Below are 24819 nucleotides of genomic sequence, written 5' to 3' on the forward strand. Positions count from 1 at the left end.
CTACCCAGAAACAGTTCGCACTTTTACGCATCACAACAGCTTTGGGAGAGATTCATGTCAAAACAAAAGTGGTTTGCAAAACTTAGCGTGGCGACCCTAGTGTCCAGCGCATTAGCCACCAGCGCGTTCGCGGCTGAGCCAGAGAAAGAAGATCTTAAGTTCGGCTTTATTAAATTGACCGACATGGCGCCATTGGCTGTCGCAAAAGAAAAGGGCTTCTTTGAAGATGAGGGTTTGTTTGTAGAGCTGGAAGCACAGGCAAACTGGAAGGTGTTACTGGATCGTACCATTACCGGTGAACTGGATGGCTCGCACATGTTGGCGGGTCAGCCGTTGGGTGCAACCATTGGCTACGGTACCAAGGCGCATATCGTCACTGCATTTTCCATGGACCTGAACGGTAACGGTATTACCGTTTCCAACGATGTCTGGAAGGAGATGAAAAAACATATTCCTATGCAGGCTGATGGCAAGCCAGTGCATCCGATTAAGGCTGATGCGCTGAAACCTGTTGTCGAAAAATATGCCGATGAAGGTAAGCCATTCAACATGGGCATGGTCTTTCCGGTATCAACGCATAACTACGAGTTACGTTATTGGCTAGCGGCTGGCGGTATCCATCCTGGTTACTATGCACCACATAAAGGTGACACCTCAGGCCAGATTGATGCTGAAGCCCTGTTGTCAGTGACACCACCACCGCAGATGCCTTCAACGCTAGAAGCGGGCACTATTTACGGTTACTGCGTTGGTGAACCTTGGAACCAACAGGCAGTGTTTAAAGGTATCGGTGTACCAGTGATCACTGACTACGAGATCTGGAAAAACAACCCGGAAAAAGTGTTCGGTGTGTCCAAAGCCTGGGCTGAAAAATACCCTGAAACCCATAAGCGTGTCGTAAAAGCGATGATCCGCGCAGCGATGTGGTTGGATGAAAATGATAACGCCAACCGTCCAGAAGCGGTGAAAATCTTATCTCAGTCTCACTACGTTGGTGCTGACTATGACGTGATCGCTAACTCCATGACCGGCACCTTTGAGTATGAAAAAGGCGATAAGCGTGATGTGCCTGATTTCAACGTGTTCTTCCGTTACAACGCCACTTACCCGTTCTACTCCGATGCTATCTGGTACCTGACACAGATGCGTCGTTGGGGCCAGATCTCGGAAGAGAAGCCAGACAGCTGGTACATGGATGTCGCGAAAGAGGTGTATCGCCCTGATATCTACATGGCTGCTGCGCAAGAGCTGATTAAAGAAGGTAAAGCGAAAGCGTCTGACTTCCCTGCACTGGATGAAGATGGCTTCAAGCCACCACAGAAAGGTTTTATCGACAATATCGTTTATGACGGTACTCAGCCTAACGCTTACTTGAACAAGTTCGCAATTGGTCTGAAGGGTAAGACGCAGCTGTAACACGGCGCGTTATCTAAGCCAGTGGGTGTGCCTTGAGGTTTCAGACGCGAGGCCACCCACAAGGAATTGCAAGGGGGCAATGATGGCAACAGCAGTATTAGATAAACTCGAATCTATTGGCGGGATCACGCCATTGGTAAAGCTGTGCCGAGGCGACCAGCCGTTGGCACAAATTAACACGATCTTCCGCAATATTGGGGTTCCGATCCTCGCCTTTTTGGTGTTCTTGTTGTTGTGGTCGTGGGCGGCGGGCAAGGTACAAACCAGCCTGGGGCAACTGCCTGGTCCGTCGCAGGTGATAGAGCAGGCGAGTGGCTTATGGCAGGAGCATAAAGCGGAACGTGAAAAAGCGGTCGCATTTTACGAACGTCAGGAAAAACGCAACGCCGCTAAGTTAGCCAAAGATCCTGATGCCAAGGTTAAGTGGCGTACCTATAATGGTCGCCCTACCTATATTGATCAGATCTGGACCAGTTTAGTGACCGTGTTCACTGGCTTCCTGATTGCATCGATCATCGCTATTCCGATTGGCATCTTATGTGGCCTGAATCAAACACTCTATATCGCGCTCAATCCGCTTATTCAGATCTTTAAACCGGTGTCACCTTTAGCCTGGTTGCCTATTGTCACCATGGTGGTGTCTGCGGTGTATGTTTCCAGCGACCCCATGTTTGCCAAATCCTTTGTTACCTCAGCCATTACAGTGACTCTGTGTTGCTTATGGCCAACCCTGCTGAACACGACCGTTGGCGTATCGGGTATCGACAAAGACCTGATTAACGTCTCTAAAGTGCTACGCCTGAGCTGGTTTACTCAGATCCGTAAGATCGTTTTACCCAGTGCTATCCCAATGATCTTCACCGGTTTGCGGTTATCCCTTGGTGTGGGCTGGATGGTATTGATCGCCGCAGAGATGCTGGCGCAGAACCCTGGCTTAGGCAAGTTTGTTTGGGACGAATTCCAGAATGGCAGTTCTAACTCCCTTGGTCGGATCATGGTCGCGGTATTTACCATCGGCTTTATCGGTTTCATTTTGGACCGCGGCATGCTGGCGCTGCAACGCTGGATCTCCTGGGACAAGTCCGCGGTCCTTCGTTAAGCCCTGCTGTGGTTTGTAAAACAGCAGAATAAGATGCCAAGCCCCCTCAGGGACGATGGCGGCACACGGAAGTGCCACTTTTATTGAGGAACAGAATGATGAGCAGCTCATACTTAAGCATTGAAGGGGTATCGATTGAGTTCCCCACGCCCAACGGCCCATTTAAGGCGTTGGACTCGGTTGATTTGAAAATTAACAAAGGCGAGTTTATCTCCCTGATTGGTCACTCCGGTTGCGGTAAATCGACCGTATTGAATATTGTCGCAGGCCTTTATCAGGCCACCGATGGCGGCGTCATTTTGGACGGCAAAGAGGTTGATGAACCCGGCCCCGAGCGTGCAGTCGTGTTCCAGAACCACTCACTATTACCTTGGCTCACCGCTTACCAAAATGTTGAACTGGCGGTTAAGACCGTTTTTAAAAAAACCATGAGCAAAGCGGAGATGCGTGACTGGATCGAGCATCATTTGAAACTGGTGCACATGGACCACGCTATGCACAAGCGTCCGGATGAGATCTCCGGCGGAATGAAGCAACGTGTCGGTATTGCCCGCGCGCTGGCAATGCAGCCAAAAGTGTTGCTGATGGATGAGCCGTTTGGTGCACTGGACGCGCTAACTCGCGCCCATTTGCAAGACTCGCTGATGGAGATCCAGAACGAACTCAACAACACCGTCATTATGATCACCCACGACGTGGATGAGGCGGTATTGCTGTCAGACCGTATTGTGATGATGACCAATGGCCCTGAAGCGACGGTAGGTCAGATCCTCGATATCGATCTGCCACGCCCTCGTGAGCGTTTGGCGCTGGCTGATGATCCGACTTACAACCACTATCGTGCGGAAGTGCTGCGCTTCCTCCATGAGCGACATGCCAAGCCTGATGTGCCAATGGATACACCTAGCGCCGATGAGGCCGAACAGGCAAAGTCAGAACAAGCGGCTAAGCCAGAGCTTAAACTAGCGACCGCAACCAAAGATGAGCCCCAAGTTGTGAACGGCTAAACAGAGTTCATCACTTCTGTCTGTGAAAAGCTTCCTCTGGGAAGCTTTTTTGTTTTTGAAGGACCGTATTACCCCGATGCTCCGTCACCCTTGCCAAGAATCACCTCAAAGTCTCAAGGAAGTTACTCTTGTTTCTGAACCAACCGAGCTTCGACAGCTAGAGAAGTTCCTGGAGGGAGTGGCAGCAGATATTGATAAGCATGGTTCTGACTGTGAGCACGTGCATTTCTCTGATTTCCTTGCCGAGCAGCAGGAACCTGAATTGATAGTGTTCAATGCCAAAGCTGTATAACAATGCAAGTCACGGACTCGTCGCTGCGCTCTTTTGCAACAACGAACTAAGACGCCGTTACCAGTGCTAGCGGCGTTAAGTATCTATGAAATTTGTACCCGCATTCGTCACCTTGATTATGGTTTTTCTGGTGTTCTGCTCCTAAAGTGAATACCGAGAAAAAGCAATGATAGAGTAGGCCTTTGATCGCTTAGAGCCATTTGAAATTTCAGTTTTTGAAGGCGTAGCTGTCTTTGACGACTATGTGGAGAAATATGAGTTTCAGGTGCTACTTCAAACCGCCAAACTTTTCGTCACATCTGCTCAAGGCTAAGGTGATGGAAATTAGTGGAGAACGCCCCCCATTCTTAATGGCTACGGTTAATTCAATGGGGACGATTCTAGCTGTGTAATCGCCAATATAAATACCGAAAATCGTCGCTTGAGTGTTCAGCTCTCCGTTGAGCGTCACCCGAATATGAGCGAGGTAATACTCATAGAAGCCCGTATGTTACAAGTTGTACTCTGGAGTGTCATGCACCGGTACCGCTAAATCCGACTATTGCAATACGAAGAATAACATAAGCACCTGCTAAGCTATTCTTAGCTTGGCGAGAATTAAAGATTGCTAACCAATTATTGTTAGTGAGACAAATATTTGGTTTAACTAGGTTCAATCACCGGTGTATTTGGAAATGCTAATTTAAATCTTGTCGCTGACATAACATTTAAAAACACAAAAAGATTATTATTCTTCATTGTATGACATATCCTTGCCTTACTACATGGTTAGTATAAAATACGTACAATTGGTTTATTTGGTTGGTGTGGTGTTTTGCAATTTAGAAAAGATATAAATGGTTTAAGAGCCATAGCAGTAATCGCTGTTGTACTATTTCATTTTGATGAAAGTTGGATGCCCGGTGGTTTTGCTGGTGTGGACGTGTTTTTTGTTATTTCTGGCTTTTTAATGACAGGGATAATTTTTCGAGGGATAGAGAAAGATAGCTTTTCTATTTTGAAGTTTTATGTTTCAAGGGCAAACAGGATAATACCTGCATTAGCTGTTCTTTGTTTAGTATTGTTAGTGTTTGGTTGGTTCTATCTTACTCCACTAGATTACAAAGAATTAGGTAAGCACGTAGGGAGTAGCATGGGTTTTTTATCCAATATTACATATTGGAGGGAGTCAGGTTACTTTGATGCTGCTTCCCACGAAAAATGGCTATTGCATACCTGGTCTTTGTCAGCTGAGTGGCAGTTTTACATGATCTATCCGTTAGTGCTTGTCGCTATGCGAAAGTTTATGTCTTTAAAGGTTATGAAAGTTACAGTTTTGATTGCAACCGCATTAGGGGTTCTGTTTTGTATTGTAGCTACTTATAAATGGCCTGATCCAGCGTACTACCTTCTGCCAACCAGAGCCTGGGAGATGATGCTTGGTGGCGTTGCTTACCTTTATCCGCTCAAACTAGAAAATAATAGAAAGAAGTTGTTTGAATGGTTAGGTTTGGCACTGATTGTTTTATCTTACATTCTCATTTCAAAAGAAAACTTATGGCCTGGATATTTAGCTCTATTTCCTGTTTTTGGAGCATTTCTAATAATTCAGGCACAAAGAGATGATAGTGTTGTTACGGGTAATATTATTTTTCAAAAACTAGGGAAATGGTCATACTCTATTTATCTATGGCATTGGCCTCTTGTTGTCGCTATTTATTATTTTTCTTTAAATGAAATTTTCATATATCTAGGTGTTTTATTATCAGTGTTTATTGGTTTTATCAGTAGTAAATACATTGAAAATATAAAGTTTAGAAATGACTTTGGTAGCCCTGTTCAGTACTTAAAATGCAAACCTATTTATTTTTTTGTGTTCACGGGTTTGTTAGGAGGAGGGACATTCTTAACAAACGGGTTTGCTTGGCATTATAATTCTTCTGTTACAGTTTCTTCGCTTGGTCAGATGGACATAAATTTTCGAAGGAATGAGTGTTTAGCTGGTTATGGTGAAGAGTCAAGGCAGTGTGAATATGGTACGGGTGAAGTCGGGGCTATTGTAATCGGTGATAGTCATGCACAAAGCCTAGTGCCAAATATCGCAAGTATGATACCTAACAAAACATTAGATTGGACATTGTCAAGTTGTAGAACAATTAAGGGGATCTTTTATATAAAGAATGGAATTAGATATGATTCTTGTGGGGATTGGCTAGAAAAGGCATTTAGGAAGATCCCTCCCAACACTCCAATCGTAGTACATAATTGGCTGAATGTTATTTTTGACAGTGAGAACCCCAACGAATATACAGAGCAATCATTTAATGGAAGCCGTGATGAATATAAAAAGATGATGGGGGAAAGTTATATAAATACAATATGTGAATTGTCACGTGATAACCCTGTCATTATAGTTAAAGATACTCCAGTATTTGACTTTTCAGTGCCTAAAGAAATGGCTAAAAACAGCTTGTTTAGAGATGAGGGAGGAAGAGTTTTTATATCTATTGAAGAATACAGAAGGCAGAATGAGTTAACGGAAGAAATCTATAAGTCTGTTGCTGAATCTTGTGATCGAGTTGTATTTGTAGATCCTAAGGAAGTACTGTGTAGTAATGATAAATGTTATGGTGACTACAATGGGAAGCCATTGTATTTCGACTCGAATCATTTATCTACAGAAGGCGCAAATAGATTGGCTTTAATTATTGAAAAGGCATTAATTAGCTATTAGTTAACCTATTTTTCCTTGTGAGTAATTTTTTAGAAAAAATAGTAAGGCTTCCCGCGGGAAGCCTTACAGCCGTCAATTTGAGGAATTTATCGAAGCAAGACCGAGATATTGTCTGCGTCGCTTTTGAGCGATAAAGATCAAGGAATCTGTGATGAATCACCCCCTCAGAGTGGGTTTCAGTGGCTGATACGCCTAGCTACCATGGTGTCGATCGCTGCGTCCGCCATGCTTATTTTGTGACGAAGAGAGATCTACCCGCCTAAATTCTCTTCTTATATAAGAAAATTTTTGAGAAAAAACAGAAAACGATTTAAACCTTTTCATCATCTGTAACGACTAACCCAGCAGAAACATAATCTACGCAACGAAGGGACAGCTTTGAGAGAGCCATTGGTTCAGCAAGCTCAACATGGCGATAAGGCAGCATTTAAAGCGCTATATGACGACAATGTCGGGCGTGTGTATGCGCTGGCGTTGCGTATGCTGGGTAATCGCTCACAAGCGGAAGACGTAACGCAAGAGGTGTTTATCAGCGCATGGAAACAGCTGGCTCACTTTCGTGGCGAAAGTAAATTCAGTACCTGGCTCTACAGCATCGCGACGGCTCGGATCAGCGATCATTGCCGCAAACACAAAAACTGGCACTTAGTCGGTGAATTGCACGAAGGCGAATTCAACCGTGGCAATGACCCACAAAACCACCTGACATTGGCATTAGATCAAGCGATCCAACGACTGCCTGCTCAAGCCCGTTCGGTATTCGTTTTGTACGCCATTGAAGGATTTGGCCATCGACAAGTCGGAGAAATGCTTGAGATCGCAGAAGGTAGTAGCAAAGCCCAGTTCCATCGAGCAAGACAGTTGCTCAAGGAGTGGTTAAAAGATGAATGATAAACAACTTGATGCACTGCTGGCGCAGTTGCCAACAGAACAGCAACCACAACGGGATCTATGGCCTGATATTGAAGACCAGTTGGTTGACCCAGAGACGGAAGTGACCCCTGCGGAAAAGCGTCGCTGGCTGGGTGTGGCGGCCTTGGCTTTGCTGACCTTTAGTAGCTGGAATTTTATGTTTAAGCCCAGCGATGATCCTGATATTGAAATCGTCATCAATATCGAGCGCACGGCGGCAGAGCAAATTGTGGCTAACTTCAGCCTGCAAAAGAACGCGTTGCTGAAAACCATTGCTGCCGTGGGTTTGGATATCTCCCCTTGGCAAACGGAGTTGATACTGATGGACAGCGCAGAGCAAGATCTTCAGAAAGCCCTGACGCTGCAGCCCGACAACCAGAAGCTTTTGAGCATGTTGCGAGACTTGAATAACAAGCAGATCCAGTTACTAAACACATTGATTCGATTTACTGCTTAAACGACAGGGCAGATCGACGGAATAGAGGGAGAACAACAATGAAACTGACTCACCAATGGCTAGCGATCGCAGTCACCAGCCTGTTTGCTTGGTCGGTCTGCGCCGAGCCAATCAGTATCGAGCGAGAGGTCACTGGCAATGAAAAAATTGAAATAGTGGTGCCTGCTGGCAAGGCCGAGATACGCGCCAGCGACGATAACAAAGTGGTTATTTCGGGCACGATCGATCCGAAGGCTGATGGCTATGATTTTGCATCAGAAAATGGCGTGACCACGTTTGTCATCAAGCAATCGAAGTCTGGCGAGTACAGCGTTAACGACCCCGGCTCGGTACTTACAATATCGCTTCCCAAAGGCAGTGTGTTGTCTATTGCTGGTACTTCATTTGATGTCGATATTAGTGGCTTTACTAACCGCAGCCGGATCAACACCGTCAGCGGGGATGTGGTAGCCACTCAAGTGATGGGTGAACTGAAGATTGAATCCGTGAGTGGAGATCTCACCTGCATGCGTTGTGACGGTGACATTAGTCTAACCACCGTAAGCGGTGATATTGAAGATAAGCAGTCTGCTGGCAAACTGGCGCTGCAAGTGGTCAGCGGTGATATTGAATCAGATACCCAGGCCACAAGCGTCAAGTTTGAAGCGGTCAGCGGCGATATCACTGCGGATATTCAGCAGGCGCAACAAATTTTCATGAATGTCGTCAATGGTGATGTCGAAGCCAAAATTCGCAACGGTGAAGCGCCTGAAGTGACCATAGCTACAGTCAATGGGGATGCTGACCTGTATTTACCCGCCAATACCAGCGCCCGAGTGCGTGCCAGTGCCGTGGCGGGAGGGGATATAGACAACCAAATAAGCGATGACCGTGCGATTGAAGAAGAGTATGGCTCAGGTAGCAGCCTCACAACCAAGCTGGGTGCTGGCGCAGGTAAGATCGAGTTTACTTCTGTTAACGGTGACTTGACGCTGAAAAAGCTATGAGCCAGTCAAACTAGCACGACTAATCATGGTGCAAGGTAGACCGCTCGTCCTCGCCAGATTAAAGCCAGATCCATGAAGGGCCTATCTAGGCCCTTTTTAATGTTTTGCTAGTATTTGGTTCCCATAAAAAAGGCCGATATACCTTGGTATATCAGCCTTTTTTTAATGCCTTAGGGAAGACTGAGTGAGGTATAGATTAGCGGGCTTTTACCCAGTTACTGTATCCACTCTTTCCGCAACTGTTGGTGGCTCGAACGATCAAGTAAGTGGGGGTTGAAGCGGTGACCTGCAGCGATGTTGCGGCTGTTTCCATGTAATCAACCCAGGCACTGCCTGTCCATCGCTTTAGCTCATAGCTGGTGGCGTCAGAGATCTTAGTCCACGAGACTGTGCCTCCCTGAACTGCCATGCTGGGAGCCGCTGGCGCAGAAGTACACTGAGAGGTCAGTTTGACTTCTGTCCATGGTGAATACTCACCAGGCTCACCGCAGGCATTGACCCCTCTGATTAAGAAGTAGCTGGTACCTGATTGTCCGGTGACCTGCACCTGATTGTCTGTGGTGGTGGTGTAAGCGTACCAACGGCGGTTGGCTTCATCCCATAGTTGCAGTTCGTAGGACGCAGCGCCAGCCAGCGCGTTCCATTGACCAGTAAATCCTGTGGCTGTGATATCGGTTGCCCAAGGTTTTTCTGGGGCGGCTAGCGCCTCACAGGGTTGAGTATCGGTTAACAGCTCGATGGTTACCCAAGCAGACGGACTCGCTTGATCGCCACAGGCATTGAGCGCAATGACTTGAACATACTGGGTGGTGCCTGAAGGCAGATTGGTGATTGTCAGCTCGGTGGCTTGGGTGGTGCCGTGATCAACCCACTTCTTCGCGCCTTCATCCCATAACTGAATCAGGTATGAACTGCTGCTCTGCGTTGCGTCCCAGCTGACATTGAAAGAGGTTTCAGTGACGGCTCTGATCGCCAATTGGCCAACCACTTGGGGAACGTCGCAACCTTGACTGTCGTCCAGTTTAACCGCGACAGCGGCACTGAAACCTGTGCTACTGCAGTCGTTGCTGGCTTTGATACGCACCTGAGCGTCGCTGCCTTCAGTGAGGCCGGTGAATTGATAGCTGGTTGCTGCGGTACTGAAACTTTCCCATACATCGTTGCTGAACAGGTCAATTTGATATTGCTTGGCATCTGCCAATGGCTCCCATGATGCAGTGAAAGCGTTTGTCGTTATTTGCGTTGCGGTTAAACCGCTAGGGGCATCGGTAAGCTCTGGGCACTGTGTGTCGTCACCACTGAGTGTGACCGTCCAGCTGATCGAGTCACTCAACAGGTTACTTGGGTCGCGGCGTACGCGGTTGGTGCTGTCTTGCACAACCGCTTTGACTAGATAGCTGCCATCGCTATAGTTATTTTTTGATAACGTAAACTGGCTACCGTTTGCCACCTCACTGCCATCCACGTACCAGGTTATCTGTTGTGTACTCAGCGCGGGGTCAATGGTTTCAAGCTCGAACTGTTGACTGCCATGCGCAGACAAAGAGGTTTTTGTGGGGCTGAAGCTATCAATGGCATCGGCGTATTGATAAGTCTTTAGAACCAAAACTTCGTTGTTAATCTCTTCAAATGGCTGACCAAGCGAGCGCATCATCGAGTTGTTGGTGGGGCGATATTTCCCGGTGGCACAGTAGCTTGAGCCTTCAAACCAATCGACTCTGCTGATATCGCTCCAATAATCCCATTTCTGACCACGACGGGAAGTTGAGTTTGGCTCGCTAGGCTCGCCGCCGTAACAAGTGCCGTAGTCGTATTCGTCAGCCAGACCACCGTATGAGTGACCAATTTCGTGCAAGGCCAGATCAATCGCGGCACTGGCCAGAGACATGGTGGCCACGGTGCCGCCAGCACCGCCATACTTGGTGGTATTGACGACCACCAAAATCTGGTCACGTGCATTGGTATCCATACGCGCGCGCACGTAGCTCTGAACCTTAGATTCATCGACACACAGCAGTCGATCAATACCGTAGCAGCCAAAATGGCCACCAAAAGCGTTATTGATCTGCTGGCCATTGACGCCTGCACCGGACACGGCGCTCACCGCTTTTACGCCCCAGACGTTATAAAACTTCTTGTATTCGTTATAGGGCACTTCTTTAAAGTAGCCTTCAACAACCCGCTGAACGTCCTGTTCAAATTTACCTTGCTCGCTGGCGGTATAGCCGTCGGCGACAATGACAAGATCAGAACGGTTGTCTGAATCGCCGTTATACAGCACCGGAAATACATCATCGCTCATCGCTGCCACACGGCTCTGTGCCTTAATGGTGGACTTTCCCACGGTGATCCGGTCGATCTCAACCAGCTTACCTTCGCTTTGTTGATAGATGATCAACTGCTCGATATCTGCAGATTCAGGCAAGGTGATATCAACAACGCCTTTGGGGAGTTCAACGACTTGGGCGTGTTCTATTTCCCCCGTGTCTGGATTGAATGATTCCACGTTTTTGCGCAATGGATTTTGAATGACGGTTTCAGACAGTGCGTCGCCACTTTTATTTACCGCGACAACGAGCAACTGAGATTCCTCATTGGTCAATTGACTGCTGGTTCGTGGCGTCGCGTCACTCACCTTATTGTCAATGGTTCGGCTGCTGATTGGCGCATTGGTTCGTTGCTGTACACCTGCCTGCTTATTAAAAAGCTCAAGGGTGATGTGGCGGCTTTGAGCAGAAGCGGAGAGAGAGGTGGTGAGACTCATAAAACAAAGAGTAAGAGATAACAGTATTCTTTTTATCGACATGATGGATCTTGGTTTTGGTGTTGTAATCGCGATGTTAATGCATTCTCGTTGAGAGGTTAAGTTATTGTTTTATATAAAGCTTTGTCTAAATTTGCTTTGGTTTTATTAATAAATTAGCGAGTACGCTAACTGGTCTTGGTGAGTCTACAATTGGCGTGAGAAATCAGCTCATCTACAAAGTTCTACAGTCACGGCGCAAATTAATCTGAGGCTAAAACATGAATCGCGTTATACGTGCTCAGCCCGTTTTCGTTTGGTCTATTTCGAGAAGGTACTATTGACGTTGGCAACACGGAGTACAATGACGGAAGAGTTGTCTGGGGAGGAGCGCTTATGAGTAAAGCGTGTCCATATTAAAAAGGCTTCCTTTTGGAAGCCTTCGTTTATCTACATTAGTTACGCTGCAAGCCGTCGGCGCCACCCAAGCAGTGCAAGTGCAATCAGAGTAATTAGCCCGAATGAACCCCCCCCACCGCCGCTAGATGCTTCCGCCAAATCTACGCTGACGTCGGCTTTGGCTTCAGCTCCGTTGGGGTCGGTTACTGTTACTTCAAAGCTATCCGTCCCGACATAGTCCTCATTTGGTTGGTAGGTAAAGCTACCGTCCTGATTAAGTACCACTGTGCCATTGGCTGGTGGGCGAGAGACAGAGTAGGTGAGAGTATCGGTATCTGCGTCACTGGCTGTAATGGTATAGGTGAGGGGCTTGTCTTGTGTGCCGCTGGCACTCACCGGAGCGATGCTTGGCGGTGTGTTTTCTACAACCTGGATGGTCACTTCTACCACCGAGGATGCACCTTCTGTGTCCGTGACCGTGACTTCAGCGGTATCGCTTCCGACAAACGTCGCATCGTTTGGTGTGTAATCGTAACTGCCTTGGGTATTGACTGTTAATGTGCCTTGTAATGGCTGCGTTGTGACTTCATAGCTTAATGTCGATCCCTCAACATCGCTGGCAGTTAAAGTCCCAGAAACAGAACGCCCTTGAATTGTATTTGTTGCAGCATTTTCAACCGTCGGTGGCGTGTTGAGGTTTACTTGTATCGCTAAGGTAATGATTGATGCTGCGCCTTCTGCATCTGTAACCGTTACTTCAGCGCTGTCGACACCGATAACGGCAGTGGTGTTTGGCGTGTAGGTATAACTCCCCTGTGCATTGACGGTTAATACGCCTTGCGCTGGCTGCAAGGTGACGTCGTAGCTTAGAACAGATCCTTCGATATCGCTGGCGACGAATTGTCCCGATACCGGTCGTCCCTGAATGGTGCTGGCAGACTCGTCTTCAACGATTGGTGCGTCATTCACCGCGGCCACTTCAATAGCGATTTGTTTAAGGCTACTTCCACCATGAACATCAACCACTTGGACGGTAACCAGACCTGCTGTTGTTGAGTTGGCTGCAGGAGTGAATTGATAATCTCCTGATTCATCGACGCTAAATACACCTTCAACGGCACTACCATAGAGTTCAAAAGAGACCTCTTCGTCTACTTCATTTTCTACGCTGAAAGAGCCATTGAGTACGGTGTCTTCCGTTGCTTGAAGGGTTGATTCAACAATGGTTGGTGCTTTGTTAATTTCGATGGTGGTGACTTGTCCGCCGCCAGCGCTGTCGGCAACTAACATATTGTCAAACAATGTCAGCCCTGCATCGTATTCATATGCAGTGGTTTGTAGCGTTGTGACAGGATCGCCAGCGAGGTTATCCAATTCAAATACCTCAATTTCACCGTTCCCATTCAGCGTTAGCAGAAAGCTATCTTCAAAGCTGGCTAACGAGTAAACGCCAAAGTGATCAGGATAGGCCAGGGTAGACTTGGGGCTGCCAGGAATGCTGATATCCCACTCTAGGACCCCTTCATATACACCGCTGCCGGCGCTATAGAGTTTGCCATTTTGTATCGTTAGCCCTCGGACTGCATCAGAATAGGTATTGTCTCGATCCTGTGTGATTTCACCTGTTGGATTAACAATTCCTATGAGCGTTGGTGCTTGTTTGTCGTTTAAATCAACGAGCTGCAGGCCAACCGTGGTTGCCAGATATAGTATTTCTTCGTGCAGTAGCATGTCGTAAATATACGCATTTGAATTATCGATTATTTGCAGTTGAATACTGCGTACATTTTGCATTAGTCCTGACGCAGATTTGTCTATTAGGGTAATACCACCATTTGTCCCTAGGATCAGGTCGTCACCATCAATCAGGCTTTGTAGAACGCCGCTACCTATGGTTTGAACGTCACTGATTAATACGAGGCTTGTAGGATTTGTTGCGTCCCAACTTTCCATTTTGCCATTTTCATTGGCCGTGTATACGAGGTTACCCTCAGTCACGACAGTATAAGCAGCTTCTGTGTTAATAAAATCGACCGCGGTATCATCTATCTTCATATCCTCGGTCAGTGGCAGAGATTTCAACCCTCCTCGGTCGTGTGCAAGGAGAAGTGAGTCATCCTGTTTGATCACTTTACCCACTCTACCGGATTGGCTGAATGAACCGATGGCTGATGGTTGTTCTGGATCGGTCAAGTCATAGGTATAAACGCCCGTCTCTGTCGCTATGTAGAGGTTGTTATCCGCGATCACTGCATCGCTGGCAAAGCTCTGAGTGCCAGGTATGGTCGTGACATGCACGGGGGTGCCGCTTTGGGTGTCATACACTTCAATAAGGCCGGTGTAATGATTAGTGCCGCGATAGAGATATCCATTTGCAGCGGTTAAATAGTAAACCTCGCTATAATCTGTGGCGATGAGGTCTACATCATGATCATCAAAATGAATTGCAAAGAGCTTGTTATAGGTCGACAGATATAGGTTGTTTTCATCGGTCGTGTACTCCCGTGCAAAGCTAATGCCCTCCACCGTGATTTCATCTGTTTTTACTAACCTTTGCTTATCACTTATATCGTATGTGGTAACCAGCGTAGAGTTGCCATCCGTATACTCTGGAAAGATATACAGCGTGTTTCCCGATACGACCATCTGGTCGTTGAACTCGACGATAGCGGCCAGATTGACCTGTTCAATATTGAGGGGATCGCGGACGTCAAAGATATAAAGTCCATTGTCACCGGCATTGAAATAGATATAACCATCTTTGATGATGGCACCCGATTTACTCAGTGTTTGGGTGATGGCATAGGTATCGAGTGCTAACTGCTCGTCATCTCCATCGGCCAGATCACTTTGTGTATATGTGGCGAGTGTAATACCCGCGCTATCATTACTTTGAAGGCGGAAAACATATTCAGAGTTGGCCTCGTTTAACAACCAATCTACACCGTGTGCGGCTGTTGTTAGCTGATCTACTAGCGTAAATTCATTTGTATCGGAATAAGCTAATACATCAATAGTAGACTGTGAGCCGGTATAAATATTGCCTTCGATGGCTTGAACTCGCGAGTAGCTAGCCGATCCCCAAACAGATTTTTCTATTAGAGTCAGTGGTCTAGGCTCTTCCTCGGCGGGAGAAAGGGCGTTGGCGATATGTGTGGTGACGAGTGACGTAGATAATACTGCAGATAAGAGCAGTCCTTGCTTTAAGTACTTCATAAATCCCTTATTAAAGGTTGCCTTAAAAAGCAGCAGTTTAGCGGTTTTAACTTTCTATTAACACTGCTGGCCAATGGTGAATTGGTGGTTATTTGATGTTCATCAAACTAAAAAAAGGCCGCAGATGCGGCCTTTTTTAACTGAATAATTGCCTGTTGGTTAAGGCAAATCGCAGCTATCGCTCCAGCCACTCACTGTGCTGTAACAGCCATTGGCGGTGCGGAACAGATCACTGGTCTGGTTGCCCGAACCGTTAGCATCATTAAAGATCAGGTTGGTTGAGCGGGCACCTTCAGGCAGTTGGAAGAAGAACCAGCCGTTGCCCAAATCTGTCATCTGAATACCAGGCCAGCCTGGCCCATCGACAGATGCGCCCCAGAAGTAGAGGTACACTTCATCCGTCCAGTCTGTTGGCTTCTCGAACCAGAAGCTGAGACCGGGTAGGGTGCAGCTGTCGCTCCAGGTGTCAGCTTCGTAGCAGCCTTCTCCTTCGCGGTAGAGATCACCCGTTTGGTTACCCGCGCCGTCATTAAAGATCATATTGGCGCTTTCGACACCGGCAGGCATCTCGAAGCTAAACCAGTCATCACCCAGTGGCAGCATCGCCGCGCCAGGCCAGTCGACACTGTATGACTCAGGTGCCGTATCCCAGTAGTAAATGTTGGGATCCGCCCAGGTCGCAGGCTTTTTAAAGTAAACCGTGAAGCCTGGCTCGGTGACTGCGCCATAGCTGGGGTTACAAGGGAATTCGCCTTGCGCCGCGCCTTGCTCTTGAACAAAAACGGCGGCAGTTAACGCCGGTAGGCTGTATGTCGCGCCGTCTACTGAGGCTGTTTTTACTACCGCGTCTGCGCCATTTTGCTGGATGCTATGCAGGGTCAGTCCTGGCAGTTCATTCAGTGTGATGTCGCGGTTCACGCGGTCGGCATTAAACAGCACCAGAATGCCGTCATAGCTTGGGTCGAGGTCGTTACCTGAACAGACACCGTCGCTGACGCTCATGGCTATGATACCAGCGGCCTGATCTGGACCGGTGTTCCAGTAAGCAAGGCGCTGTTCGACCTGTTCTGCTGTGTCTAAGCGGAACAGTTTACTGTCGTAGCGCAGTTGCAGCTGTTGTTGGAACAGACTGGTGGCCATCTCGATGTGAGAAGCCTGAGCGACGGTGTTGCTGTTGCTCATGATCTCAGCCATACGCGTCCAACGTGCTTCGTTGGCTTCTGCAGGTGGCAGACCGACAGCCCAGTTATTGCTTTGTTTGGTGAAGTCGATTTTGTTGAACCAGTCGCCGGAATCAAACGAGTTACGATCCATCGATTTAGAGCGCGCTAAGTCGGACGCCATTTGATGGAAAGGAATACCTTGGCCCAGATTGACAAATGACTGGCTCAGCGCCTGAACGCGGACACGTTCAGCGATGCTGATATCGTCTGGCAGTTTCGCCTGGGTGTTATCCCAAAGGGTCTCGTTGTCATGTTTGTCGACGTAGTTGACCGCTTCCTGTGGATCCAGGTTGTAGCCGACACCGCTGTAGCTCAGGCCATCGGTGGTGGTGCCTGTGTTGTCAACAAACGGGTAGGTTTGCAGGTTACCAGCCATGCCGATACGGATGCGGTCAGCTTGGTCAACTAAGCTGGAAGCGCCGGGGGCACGGCCATTCCAGAACAGCTCATTGCCGTTGGCAAACCCTTGTGCAGCGCCGCGGTCAGTGAAGTTGCCACCACGTACCGCATCACGCAAACGGTCGTTGAAAGTACCAATGCCCGTGCCTGCCATGTTGAACTGGGTGGCTTGTTCAAAGCGTTGGTCGCCAGAGACTTCGCCGAAGTCCCAGCCTTCGCCATACAGGTAGATATTGGCACCATCGACACCGTCAGTGGCTAGGGTGAGGGTTTGCAGTGTGGCTTGCGCTTCGACCATCACCGCTTTAGGGATGTGGCCCATCAGATCGAAGCGGAACGCATCAATCTTGTAGTGCTTAGCCCAGTGAACCAAGGTGTCGGTGAGCAATTTACCCATCATTTCATGCTCGGTGGCGGTGTTGTCGCAGCAGGTGCTCATTTCGACATCGCCACTGAATGGGTTACGACGGTGGTAATAGCCCGGAACCACTTTATCCAGAACTGACTGGTTAGACAGACCCGAAGCGAAGGTGTGGTTGTAGACCACATCAACGACCACATTCAGGTCGACTTCGTCCAGAGCCTTCACTAGCTCGCGGAACTCGACAATACGTGCCGTGCCTTGCGGATCAGTGGCGTAACTGCCTTCCAGCGCGTTGAAGTGATAGGGATCGTAACCCCAGTTGAAGCCATCTACTGATACCGCTGCATCGCTACGAGGCTCGTACAAGATCGCCTGGATCTCAGCATTGAGTGGATCTGCGTCTTTTAACTGCGTTAGTGCTTCGCCAAGTGTCAGTCCGTCGAAATCGCCACAGCGTGCTTGTACCGCAGGTGTGGTTACCAGCGCACATAGCTTGCTGTAGGGGTCATCGAGATCTGCACGCATGGTGCCGTCTTCTCTGATCGAGCCTAGATCATTCACCGGCAACAGATGGAAGTGGCTCAGGCCTGCAGCTTGCAGCGCTTGCAGATGGGCCATACCCGCTGACAGTGGTGCGCTGTCAACGCCATTGTAGGTGAACGCCAAGTATTTACCGCGATGTGCTGCGGGTACTGCCGTGTCAAACGCACTGAAATCGCGAACATGGCCTTCATACACTGTGATATCACTGTGGGGTGGCAGCGCTTTTTGAATACCATCCCAGCCGGCAGGCTTGAGGCTGGCATCGCTGAGGTTGACCACCTGGCTGTAACGACTGTCTGTGCTCAGGCTGACGGAGTAAGGGTCGGTGACGCGGAAGGTCTCCAGTTGATCACTCAGGTGATGGAACACACTGACTTCAAACTGGTAGTACATCAGATCCCAACTGGCGTCGCCTACAAAGTGCCAGACCCCGTTAGCGACTGATGATGCGGTAATCGCTGTGCCATCAGAAACAGCATCGCTAGAGGGGATCAGCTGAACATTTTGCGCCGTCGGCGCCCATACTGAAATATGGGGTTGTCCTTGCTCAAAGTAGAGACCTAATTGGCCGTCGTATGCGTAGAGCTGATCCAATACCCAAGGTGTTTGTACGCGGGTGACTTCCAGTAGGAAGTCATTGCTGTCATACGCCGCCAACAGCAGGTGACCTTTAAGCAACTGGTCTGCGACTGTCGCATCGATAGCGTCGATTGACCAAGCATCTAGTCCGGTCAGGTGCGGTGCTTTTTCTGCAATATCTGCAGGAATGGATGCGCCTGCACTCAGAGTGACAGAGGTCTCTACGTTTTGCAGTTGGTTATCAACCACAACAATGGATTGAGATTGCGCGGAAACCAGCTCGACTCGAGCCCAGCGGCTGTCCGATGGAGTCCAGAGAAGACTGTTCAGCGCCACCCAGTGGGCCGAAGCATTCTGGATCTCAACGTCTGTACTTGAGTCTGGCGTGATACAGCTGTTGCGCCAATCTTCGCTGAACTCACCAAAACAGCCATCACCGTCGCGGAACAGATCGGTTGTTTGATTACCTGCGCCATCATTGAAAATCAGATTAGCGCTGTCCACACCTTGTGGGAACTCAAACAGGTACCAGTCATCGCCAAGGCTGGTCATGGCCGCTCCTGGCCAGTCAACTGCAGGAGCCGGATCCGCTTCCCAATAGTAGAGGTTGACGTCGCCACCCCAATCGCCGGGCTTTTTGAAGTAGAGCTTTAGCCCCGGCTTTGGATAGTCACAGCTATCAGTCCAATCGCCTTCTGCAACGCTGTAGCAGCCGTCTCCTTCGCGGAAAAGATCCGATGTTTGTTGACCTGTGCCGTCATTGAAGATCAGGTTGGCGTATTGCACGCCCGCAGGAAACTGGTAACTAAACCAGTTGCTGCCTAGATCGGTCATGGCGTCACCTGGCCAGCCAACATTCGGTGCATTTGTTGGCCCAGGACTCCAGAAATAGAGGTTGGGTGCTGCCCAGGCATCTGGCTTCTCTAGGTAGGCAGTAAAACCTGGAATAGCACAGCTGTCGCTCCACTCGTTGGTTTCTATGTCGTAACAACCATCGGCATCACGGTAGAGGTCGGTGGTTTGATTGCCGGTGAGGTCATTGAAGATCACATTGGCAGCTGACACACCGTCGGCAAACTGGTAGCTATACCAATCATCACCAATGGCTGTCATCTCGGCGCCGGGCCATGCAGGATCGTTGGCTGTGCCCCAGAAATAGATGTTGGGTACGTTCCAGCTTAATGGGCGGCGAACATAGACAGTGAAACCAGGCTCTGATCCTGTGATATCGCAGCTGTCTATCCACTCACTGTTTTCGTAGCAGCCGTCAGCGTCTCGGTATAGATCGCTGGTTTGATTGCCGCTGCCATCGTTGAAGATCATGTTAGCCATGGTCACGTTTAGCGGCATCTGGTAGCTGTACCAGTCGTTGCCCTCATCAGTCATCGCAACGCCAGGCCAGTCAACCGCTGGCGCAGGGGCTGCATCCCAGTAGTAGAGATTAATGCCATCGGTCCAGTCGATAGGCTTTTTAAAGTAGAGTTTGATGCCTGCTTGGGGTGGCTCGCAGTCGACGATCCAGGCGTCATTTTCGTAACAGCCGTCTCCTTCGTGATAGAGATCGCCGGTCTGATTACCACTGCCATCGTTAAAGATCATGTTGGCCATGGCGACATCGGTAGGCAGTTGGTATTTGTACCAACCTTCGCCGATGAGCTCCATGGCAACGCCAGGCCAGCTGGCGTCATCCGCAGGAGCAGCGTTCCAATAATAGAGGTTTATGGTATCGGCCCAGCCATCAGGCTGCTTGAAGTAAAGGGTGATCCCCGGCTCAGGTAGATCGCAGCTGTCTTGCCAGCCGGCATCAATGGTGTAACAGCCATCGCCTTCACGGTAGAGATCTGTGGTTTGCTGACCTGCACCATCGTTGAAGATCATATTGGCGCTGGTGACGCCATCGTCGAACTTGAACTGGTACCAGTTTTCAATGACATGTTCCATGGTGACGCCTGGCCAGCTGGTGTCGGCTTGGGGCGCAGCAGCCCACCAGTAGAGGTTGGGTGCTTCCCACTCCTCTGGCTTTTCAAACAGGATGGTCATCCCTTCGACCGCACCAATTTCGGTGGTTACTTCAATCACGCTTTCATCGAGAACATTGGTTGCAGTGGCACGGAAGCTGACCGGCGTGCCATCGGCGAGTTCGGTGGCGTCAAAGTAGACGCGATAAGGAGGCGCAGCATCGTGGCCGATAAAGATCCAGTCACCGCCATCAACACTGGCTTCAAAATCAACACCATATAAGCCTGGATAGGCGGCTGGCACTTCGTGAGCCATGGTGACCGCGACTTCCACGCGGTCCATTACCATCGCCCCGTCAGTGAGTGTGCTGAATAAGAGGGCAGGGGTGTCGTCAGGCTTGGCTATCTTGTCCATGGATAGGTAAACCACAGCAGACAGAGCTGGCACCGTGAGCGTTAGTTGGCCGTCAGCATCCGGTGTTAGCTTTTCACCTGGTTTGGGCCAAATACGGGCATAGCGGCTGCCGTCGACATCAGTGGAGAAGCTCTGCTCTTCGGTGGAGGTATTAAATGCAACCAGGTATTCGCGGCGCTCATCGCTGTCCATTCTTGAGAATGCGAAAATGCCAGGGGTTGCACTGCTGTAACGTGCGTATTGGTCACCGCGACGCAAACCATTGTACTTGTCGAGCAACTTGGAAAGCGCCTTAACATTTTTATACAGCGGGTGGCGTTTATTAAAGTTGTCGTCGGCGGTTGTGTCATCCGTGCCGATCAGATCATTGTCGTTAAACTCTTCAACCAAGCTGGGCATCATATCTTCACGGGCGTCAGCATCGTTGCCATCACCGGTAAAACCCTGCTCGTCACCGTAGTAAACCACGGGAACACCACGAGCCAGGAATAGAATGCTGTTGGCGAGTTCGGCGCGCGCCAGACGCTCCTCTTCAGAGGCTTCTGGATTAAAGATGTCGATCTGCTGGCCAATACGGCCAACGTCGTGGTTGCCGGAGAAGGTCAGCAGTTGCGACGCATTACTGTCAGCATCGGTGTAGTAGTCATCGCGATCAAAGATCCACTGCAGGCGATCTGTGCCTTGGGAATCGGCGACTACGTCACGAATGGCGTAATAGAGACCGAAGTCGAGGACTGAAGGGAGCTGTCCCTTGGTGGAGTAAACGCTCAAATCTTTAGGGTGACCTTCAAATACTTCGCCAAATACGAAGAAGTCGTCCAGCCCTTCATCTTCAGCGTGAGCCATAATGGCCGGGGTCCACTGTTGCCAGAACTCAATATTTACATGCTTTACGGTATCGACACGAAAGCCGTCCATGCGGTATTCGCTGATCCAATATTTAAACAGATCAACCATGCCGTTAACGACATCTGGATGTTCTGTTTTCAGATCATCCAGACCGAAGAAGTCACCATTGAATGAGTTCTCACCACTGAAAGTGCTATCACCCTGATTGTGGTAGTACTCAAAATCATTTAACCAAGCAGGAACCTTCACCTCTTCCATGCCGGGCAGGGCAAACGGGGTGTAAGGATTGGTCGCTATTTCATCCAGAGAGCGATAAGGACAGCCGGTTTCCGGATCGATCAGTGAGCCGTCGGCGTTATGGCATTCCTGAAAACGGATCACATCAGCAGTATGGTTGATGACAATATCGAAAAACACCTTGATATCACGCTTATGCGCTTTGTCTATCAAGGTTTGTAGTTCGTCGTTACTGCCCCAATGCGGATCGATTTGGGTGTAATCGATGGTCCAGTAGCCATGGTAGCCCGCAGAGTTATCTACGGTGGGCATATTTTTGAATACTGGCGTCATCCAGATCGCAGTGATGCCCATCTGATCCAGATAGGGTAACTTTTTAATCAAGCCGTTGAGGTCACCACCGTGGTAGTAACGTTTATCAGCCGGATCATAGCCATGATCTTGCTTTTCGCCGTCGATACCGCCGGTATCATTGCTGGTATCGCCGTTGTGAAAGCGATCAGGTAGCACAAAGTAGAACACTTCATCTTCTATCTTGCGATCGTTACAGGCGCTTAGTCCCGCTGCAATGAGCAGCATGAGTAGCGCTTTGCCGAATTTAGACCAAATCATCCTTATGGTTCCTCGGTAAGTCACAGAAAGTTAGCGTTTACGGTTTTACAAAATTTAAACAATTTAGCGATGGTACCGACTAAAAAGTGAACTGTCCGTCAACATTCCGACGTTTTGCTAACGGCATCACACAGCATTAGAATTCTGTAAAAAAGCCTGACGTAAACCTAGAGCGTCATAAAACAGGCGTTTGAAATTGTCATTGATGGCGCAATAGACATTGGTGGTGGAGGATCTGACTGTTTGAATGTTGGGTCGGCGATTAGCAAATGAATTTGCGCCTGAGTGAGATGACGCTATCTGTCTAAGTTACCCGTGGTGATACTGCAAATAATAAAAAAGGCTTCCCGAGGGAAGCCTTTTTTGTTGACCTGCTGTTAAGAATTAACGACGCCAGGCAGGGATGTTATCTTCGTAGCTTTGGATCTGCTCTGCAAACTGCAACGTCCAACCGATGCTGTCCAACCCTTTCATGATGCATTCGCGATGGAAAGGATCAATATCAAAACTAAAGCTGGCACCACTTGGTGCGATCACCTTTTGGTTTTCCAGATCAACAGTGATCTTACTGCCTTCCTCTGCGACGACCTCTTCGAACAGCTGCTGCACCTGCGCTTCTGTTAAGCGAATCGGCAGCATGCCGTTATTGATGGCATTGCCATAAAAGATGTCGGCAAAGGTCGGGGCTATCACGACTTGGAAGCCCATCTCTTTCAGTGCCCAGGGCGCGTGCTCACGGGAAGAGCCACAACCGAAATTCTCTCTCGCTAACAGAACTTCACCACCCTTGTAACGTGGCGCGTTCAAAATAAAATCGGGATTCTCCTGCTCGCCCTCTTCATCCAAATAGCGCCAGTCATGAAAACAGTGCTGGCCAAAGCCAACGCGTTCGACTTTAGTCAGAAACTGCTTTGGAATGATCTGATCGGTATCGACATGGGAGTGATCCAATGGCGCTGCCAAGCCGGTGAATGTAGTTATACCTGACATGATCTGCTCCTATTTCAACTTGCGGATGTCAACGAAGTGACCTGCGACGGCGGCTGCCGCTGCCATTGCTGGGCTGACCAAGTGGGTGCGTCCGCCACGGCCCTGACGACCTTCAAAATTACGGTTCGAGGTGGAAGCGCAACGCTCTCCTGAACCTAGGCGATCATCATTCATTGCCAAACACATAGAGCAACCTGGCAAGCGCCATTCAAAACCGGCTTCGGTGAAGATCTTATCTAAGCCTTCCGCTTCCGCCTGCTTCTTCACCTGGCCTGAGCCCGGTACGACGATGGCTTCGATACCGGCAACAACTTTCTTGCCTTTGGCCACGTCAGCGGCCGCACGCAAATCTTCAATACGGCTGTTGGTACATGAACCAATAAACACCTTGTCGACGGTCAGATCCGTTAGTTTCTGCCCCTCTTCTATGCCCATATAGGCCAGTGCCTTGCGGCAAGAGTCTGCTTCCACAGGATCTGCGAAGTCGTTTGGTTGTGGGATCGGAGAGTTGATACCGGTGACTTGGCCAGGATTAGTGCCCCAAGTGACCTGAGGTTCAATCTCGGCGGCGTCTAGTTCAACGACCGTATCAAACTTGGCATCTACGTCAGATTTCAGCGTTTGCCAGTAAGCCACGGCCTCTTCCCAATCTTTGCCTTTCGGCGCAAATGGACGCCCCTGGAGGTAATCGGCGGTAGTTTGATCGGGTGCCACCAGACCAGCTTTGCCGCCAAACTCGATGCTCATATTACACAAGGTCATACGGCCTTCCATTGACAAGGCTTCAATGGCTTCGCCGCAATATTCAATGACATGGCCATTACCGCCTGCTGTGCCCACCTTGCCAATCACGGCCAGGATGATGTCTTTTGCGGTAATACCCGGCCCAGCTTTACCTGTGACCTTAATCTGCATGGTTTTATAACGCGGCTGCTTCAAAGTTTGCGTTGCCATCACATGTTCAACTTCAGAGGTTCCGATGCCGAATGCGATAGCGCCGAAAGCGCCGTGGGTGGCGGTGTGTGAATCGCCACACACAATGGTGGTGCCAGGCAGGGTGAGGCCTTGCTCTGGCCCCATGACATGAACGATGCCCTGATTGATATGACCAATCTCATATAGGGTCACATCAAACTTTTCACAGTTATTGGCCAAGGTGCGCATCTGAGTTTCAGACTGCGGGCCACAGGCGTCTATCGCCAATGAGCGTGTTGACACGTTGTGATCCATGGTGGCAAAGGTTTTGCCCGGTTGACGAAGAGGACGATCCATCAACTCTAAACCGGCAAATGCCTGCGGTGAGGTCACTTCGTGTACCAAGTGGCGGTCGATATAGATCACGGGCGTCTCGCCAGCTTCCTCACGTACCACATGATCATTGTAGATTTTCTCGTATAAGGTCTGTGCCAT

The 24819-nt window shown here is 49.2% G+C and carries 13 protein-coding genes; 8 read left to right on the forward strand and 5 right to left on the reverse strand.

Features of this window, described 5'->3' with window-relative positions; translation table 11 throughout:
* The first annotated feature begins 54 nt into the window (after positions 1-54).
* The 8 genes from DU002_RS04125 (at position 55) to DU002_RS04160 (ending at position 8882) form a co-directional block, all read left to right on the forward strand.
* Positions 55-1416: a CmpA/NrtA family ABC transporter substrate-binding protein gene (locus DU002_RS04125; protein WP_114337096.1), complete on the forward strand. Its 1362-nt coding sequence runs from the start codon at positions 55-57 to the stop codon at positions 1414-1416.
* A gap of 82 nt (positions 1417-1498) precedes the next feature.
* Complete coding sequence (locus DU002_RS04130) at positions 1499-2515, forward strand: ABC transporter permease (RefSeq protein ID WP_114337380.1); 1017 nt, start codon at positions 1499-1501, stop codon at positions 2513-2515.
* A gap of 98 nt (positions 2516-2613) precedes the next feature.
* Positions 2614-3522 carry an ABC transporter ATP-binding protein gene (locus DU002_RS04135; protein ID WP_114337097.1) on the forward strand — a complete coding sequence of 303 codons (909 nt, stop codon included), beginning with the start codon at positions 2614-2616 and terminating at the stop codon, positions 3520-3522.
* A 49-nt stretch (positions 3523-3571) separates the two neighbouring features.
* Entirely contained in the window at positions 3572-3814 is a 243-nt protein-coding gene (locus DU002_RS04140; RefSeq protein WP_147271764.1) for a hypothetical protein, read from the forward strand.
* 814 nt (positions 3815-4628) lie between these two features.
* Entirely contained in the window at positions 4629-6527 is a 1899-nt protein-coding gene (locus DU002_RS04145; RefSeq protein ID WP_114337099.1) for an acyltransferase family protein, read from the forward strand.
* 378 nt (positions 6528-6905) lie between these two features.
* Positions 6906-7418, forward strand: a complete 513-nt coding sequence (locus DU002_RS04150; protein ID WP_114337100.1) for an RNA polymerase sigma factor — start codon at positions 6906-6908, stop codon at positions 7416-7418.
* On the forward strand, positions 7411-7896 hold the full coding sequence (locus DU002_RS04155; protein ID WP_114337101.1) for a hypothetical protein: 486 nt from the start codon (positions 7411-7413) through the stop codon (positions 7894-7896). The genes DU002_RS04150 and DU002_RS04155 overlap by 8 nt, the downstream gene beginning before the upstream one ends.
* A gap of 38 nt (positions 7897-7934) precedes the next feature.
* Positions 7935-8882, forward strand: coding sequence for a DUF4097 family beta strand repeat-containing protein (locus DU002_RS04160; RefSeq protein ID WP_114337102.1), 948 nt, complete (start codon positions 7935-7937; stop codon positions 8880-8882).
* Positions 8883-9078: 196 nt separating this feature from the next.
* Here the strand turns inward: DU002_RS04160 and DU002_RS04165 are convergent, their stop codons facing one another.
* The 5 genes from DU002_RS04165 to leuC form a co-directional block, all read right to left on the reverse strand.
* Positions 9079-11688 (reverse strand): M64 family metallopeptidase, encoded by a 2610-nt coding sequence (locus tag DU002_RS04165; RefSeq protein WP_114337103.1) that lies wholly within the window; start codon positions 11686-11688, stop codon positions 9079-9081.
* A gap of 396 nt (positions 11689-12084) precedes the next feature.
* Positions 12085-15240, reverse strand: coding sequence for an Ig-like domain-containing protein (locus DU002_RS04170; RefSeq protein WP_114337104.1), 3156 nt, complete (start codon positions 15238-15240; stop codon positions 12085-12087).
* Between the two features lie 159 nt (positions 15241-15399).
* Positions 15400-22419 (reverse strand): pullulanase-type alpha-1,6-glucosidase, encoded by a 7020-nt coding sequence (gene pulA / locus DU002_RS04175; protein WP_114337105.1) that lies wholly within the window; start codon positions 22417-22419, stop codon positions 15400-15402.
* A 384-nt stretch (positions 22420-22803) separates the two neighbouring features.
* Positions 22804-23409 (reverse strand): 3-isopropylmalate dehydratase small subunit, encoded by a 606-nt coding sequence (leuD, locus tag DU002_RS04180; protein ID WP_114337106.1) that lies wholly within the window; start codon positions 23407-23409, stop codon positions 22804-22806.
* 9 nt (positions 23410-23418) lie between these two features.
* Positions 23419-24819: a 3-isopropylmalate dehydratase large subunit gene (gene leuC, locus DU002_RS04185; RefSeq protein ID WP_114337107.1), complete on the reverse strand. Its 1401-nt coding sequence runs from the start codon at positions 24817-24819 to the stop codon at positions 23419-23421.

This window comes from Corallincola holothuriorum (assembly GCF_003336225.1).
Lineage (GTDB): Bacteria > Pseudomonadota > Gammaproteobacteria > Enterobacterales > Neiellaceae > Corallincola > Corallincola holothuriorum.

Excerpts from the sequence above, each read along its gene's own strand:
- DU002_RS04125 (WP_114337096.1), top strand. The coding sequence starts at position 55 with ATGTCAAAACAAAAGTGGTTTGCAAAACTTAGCGTGGCGACCCTAGTG.
- DU002_RS04130 (WP_114337380.1), top strand. The coding sequence starts at position 1,499 with ATGGCAACAGCAGTATTAGATAAACTCGAATCTATTGGCGGGATCACG.
- DU002_RS04135 (WP_114337097.1), top strand. The coding sequence starts at position 2,614 with ATGAGCAGCTCATACTTAAGCATTGAAGGGGTATCGATTGAGTTCCCC.
- DU002_RS04155 (WP_114337101.1), top strand. The coding sequence starts at position 7,411 with ATGAATGATAAACAACTTGATGCACTGCTGGCGCAGTTGCCAACAGAA.
- DU002_RS04160 (WP_114337102.1), top strand. The coding sequence starts at position 7,935 with ATGAAACTGACTCACCAATGGCTAGCGATCGCAGTCACCAGCCTGTTT.
- DU002_RS04165 (WP_114337103.1), bottom strand. The coding sequence starts at position 11,688 with ATGTCGATAAAAAGAATACTGTTATCTCTTACTCTTTGTTTTATGAGT.
- DU002_RS04170 (WP_114337104.1), bottom strand. The coding sequence starts at position 15,240 with ATGAAGTACTTAAAGCAAGGACTGCTCTTATCTGCAGTATTATCTACG.
- pulA (WP_114337105.1), bottom strand. The coding sequence starts at position 22,419 with ATGATTTGGTCTAAATTCGGCAAAGCGCTACTCATGCTGCTCATTGCA.
- leuD (WP_114337106.1), bottom strand. The coding sequence starts at position 23,409 with ATGTCAGGTATAACTACATTCACCGGCTTGGCAGCGCCATTGGATCAC.
- leuC (WP_114337107.1), bottom strand. The coding sequence starts at position 24,819 with ATGGCACAGACCTTATACGAGAAAATCTACAATGATCATGTGGTACGT.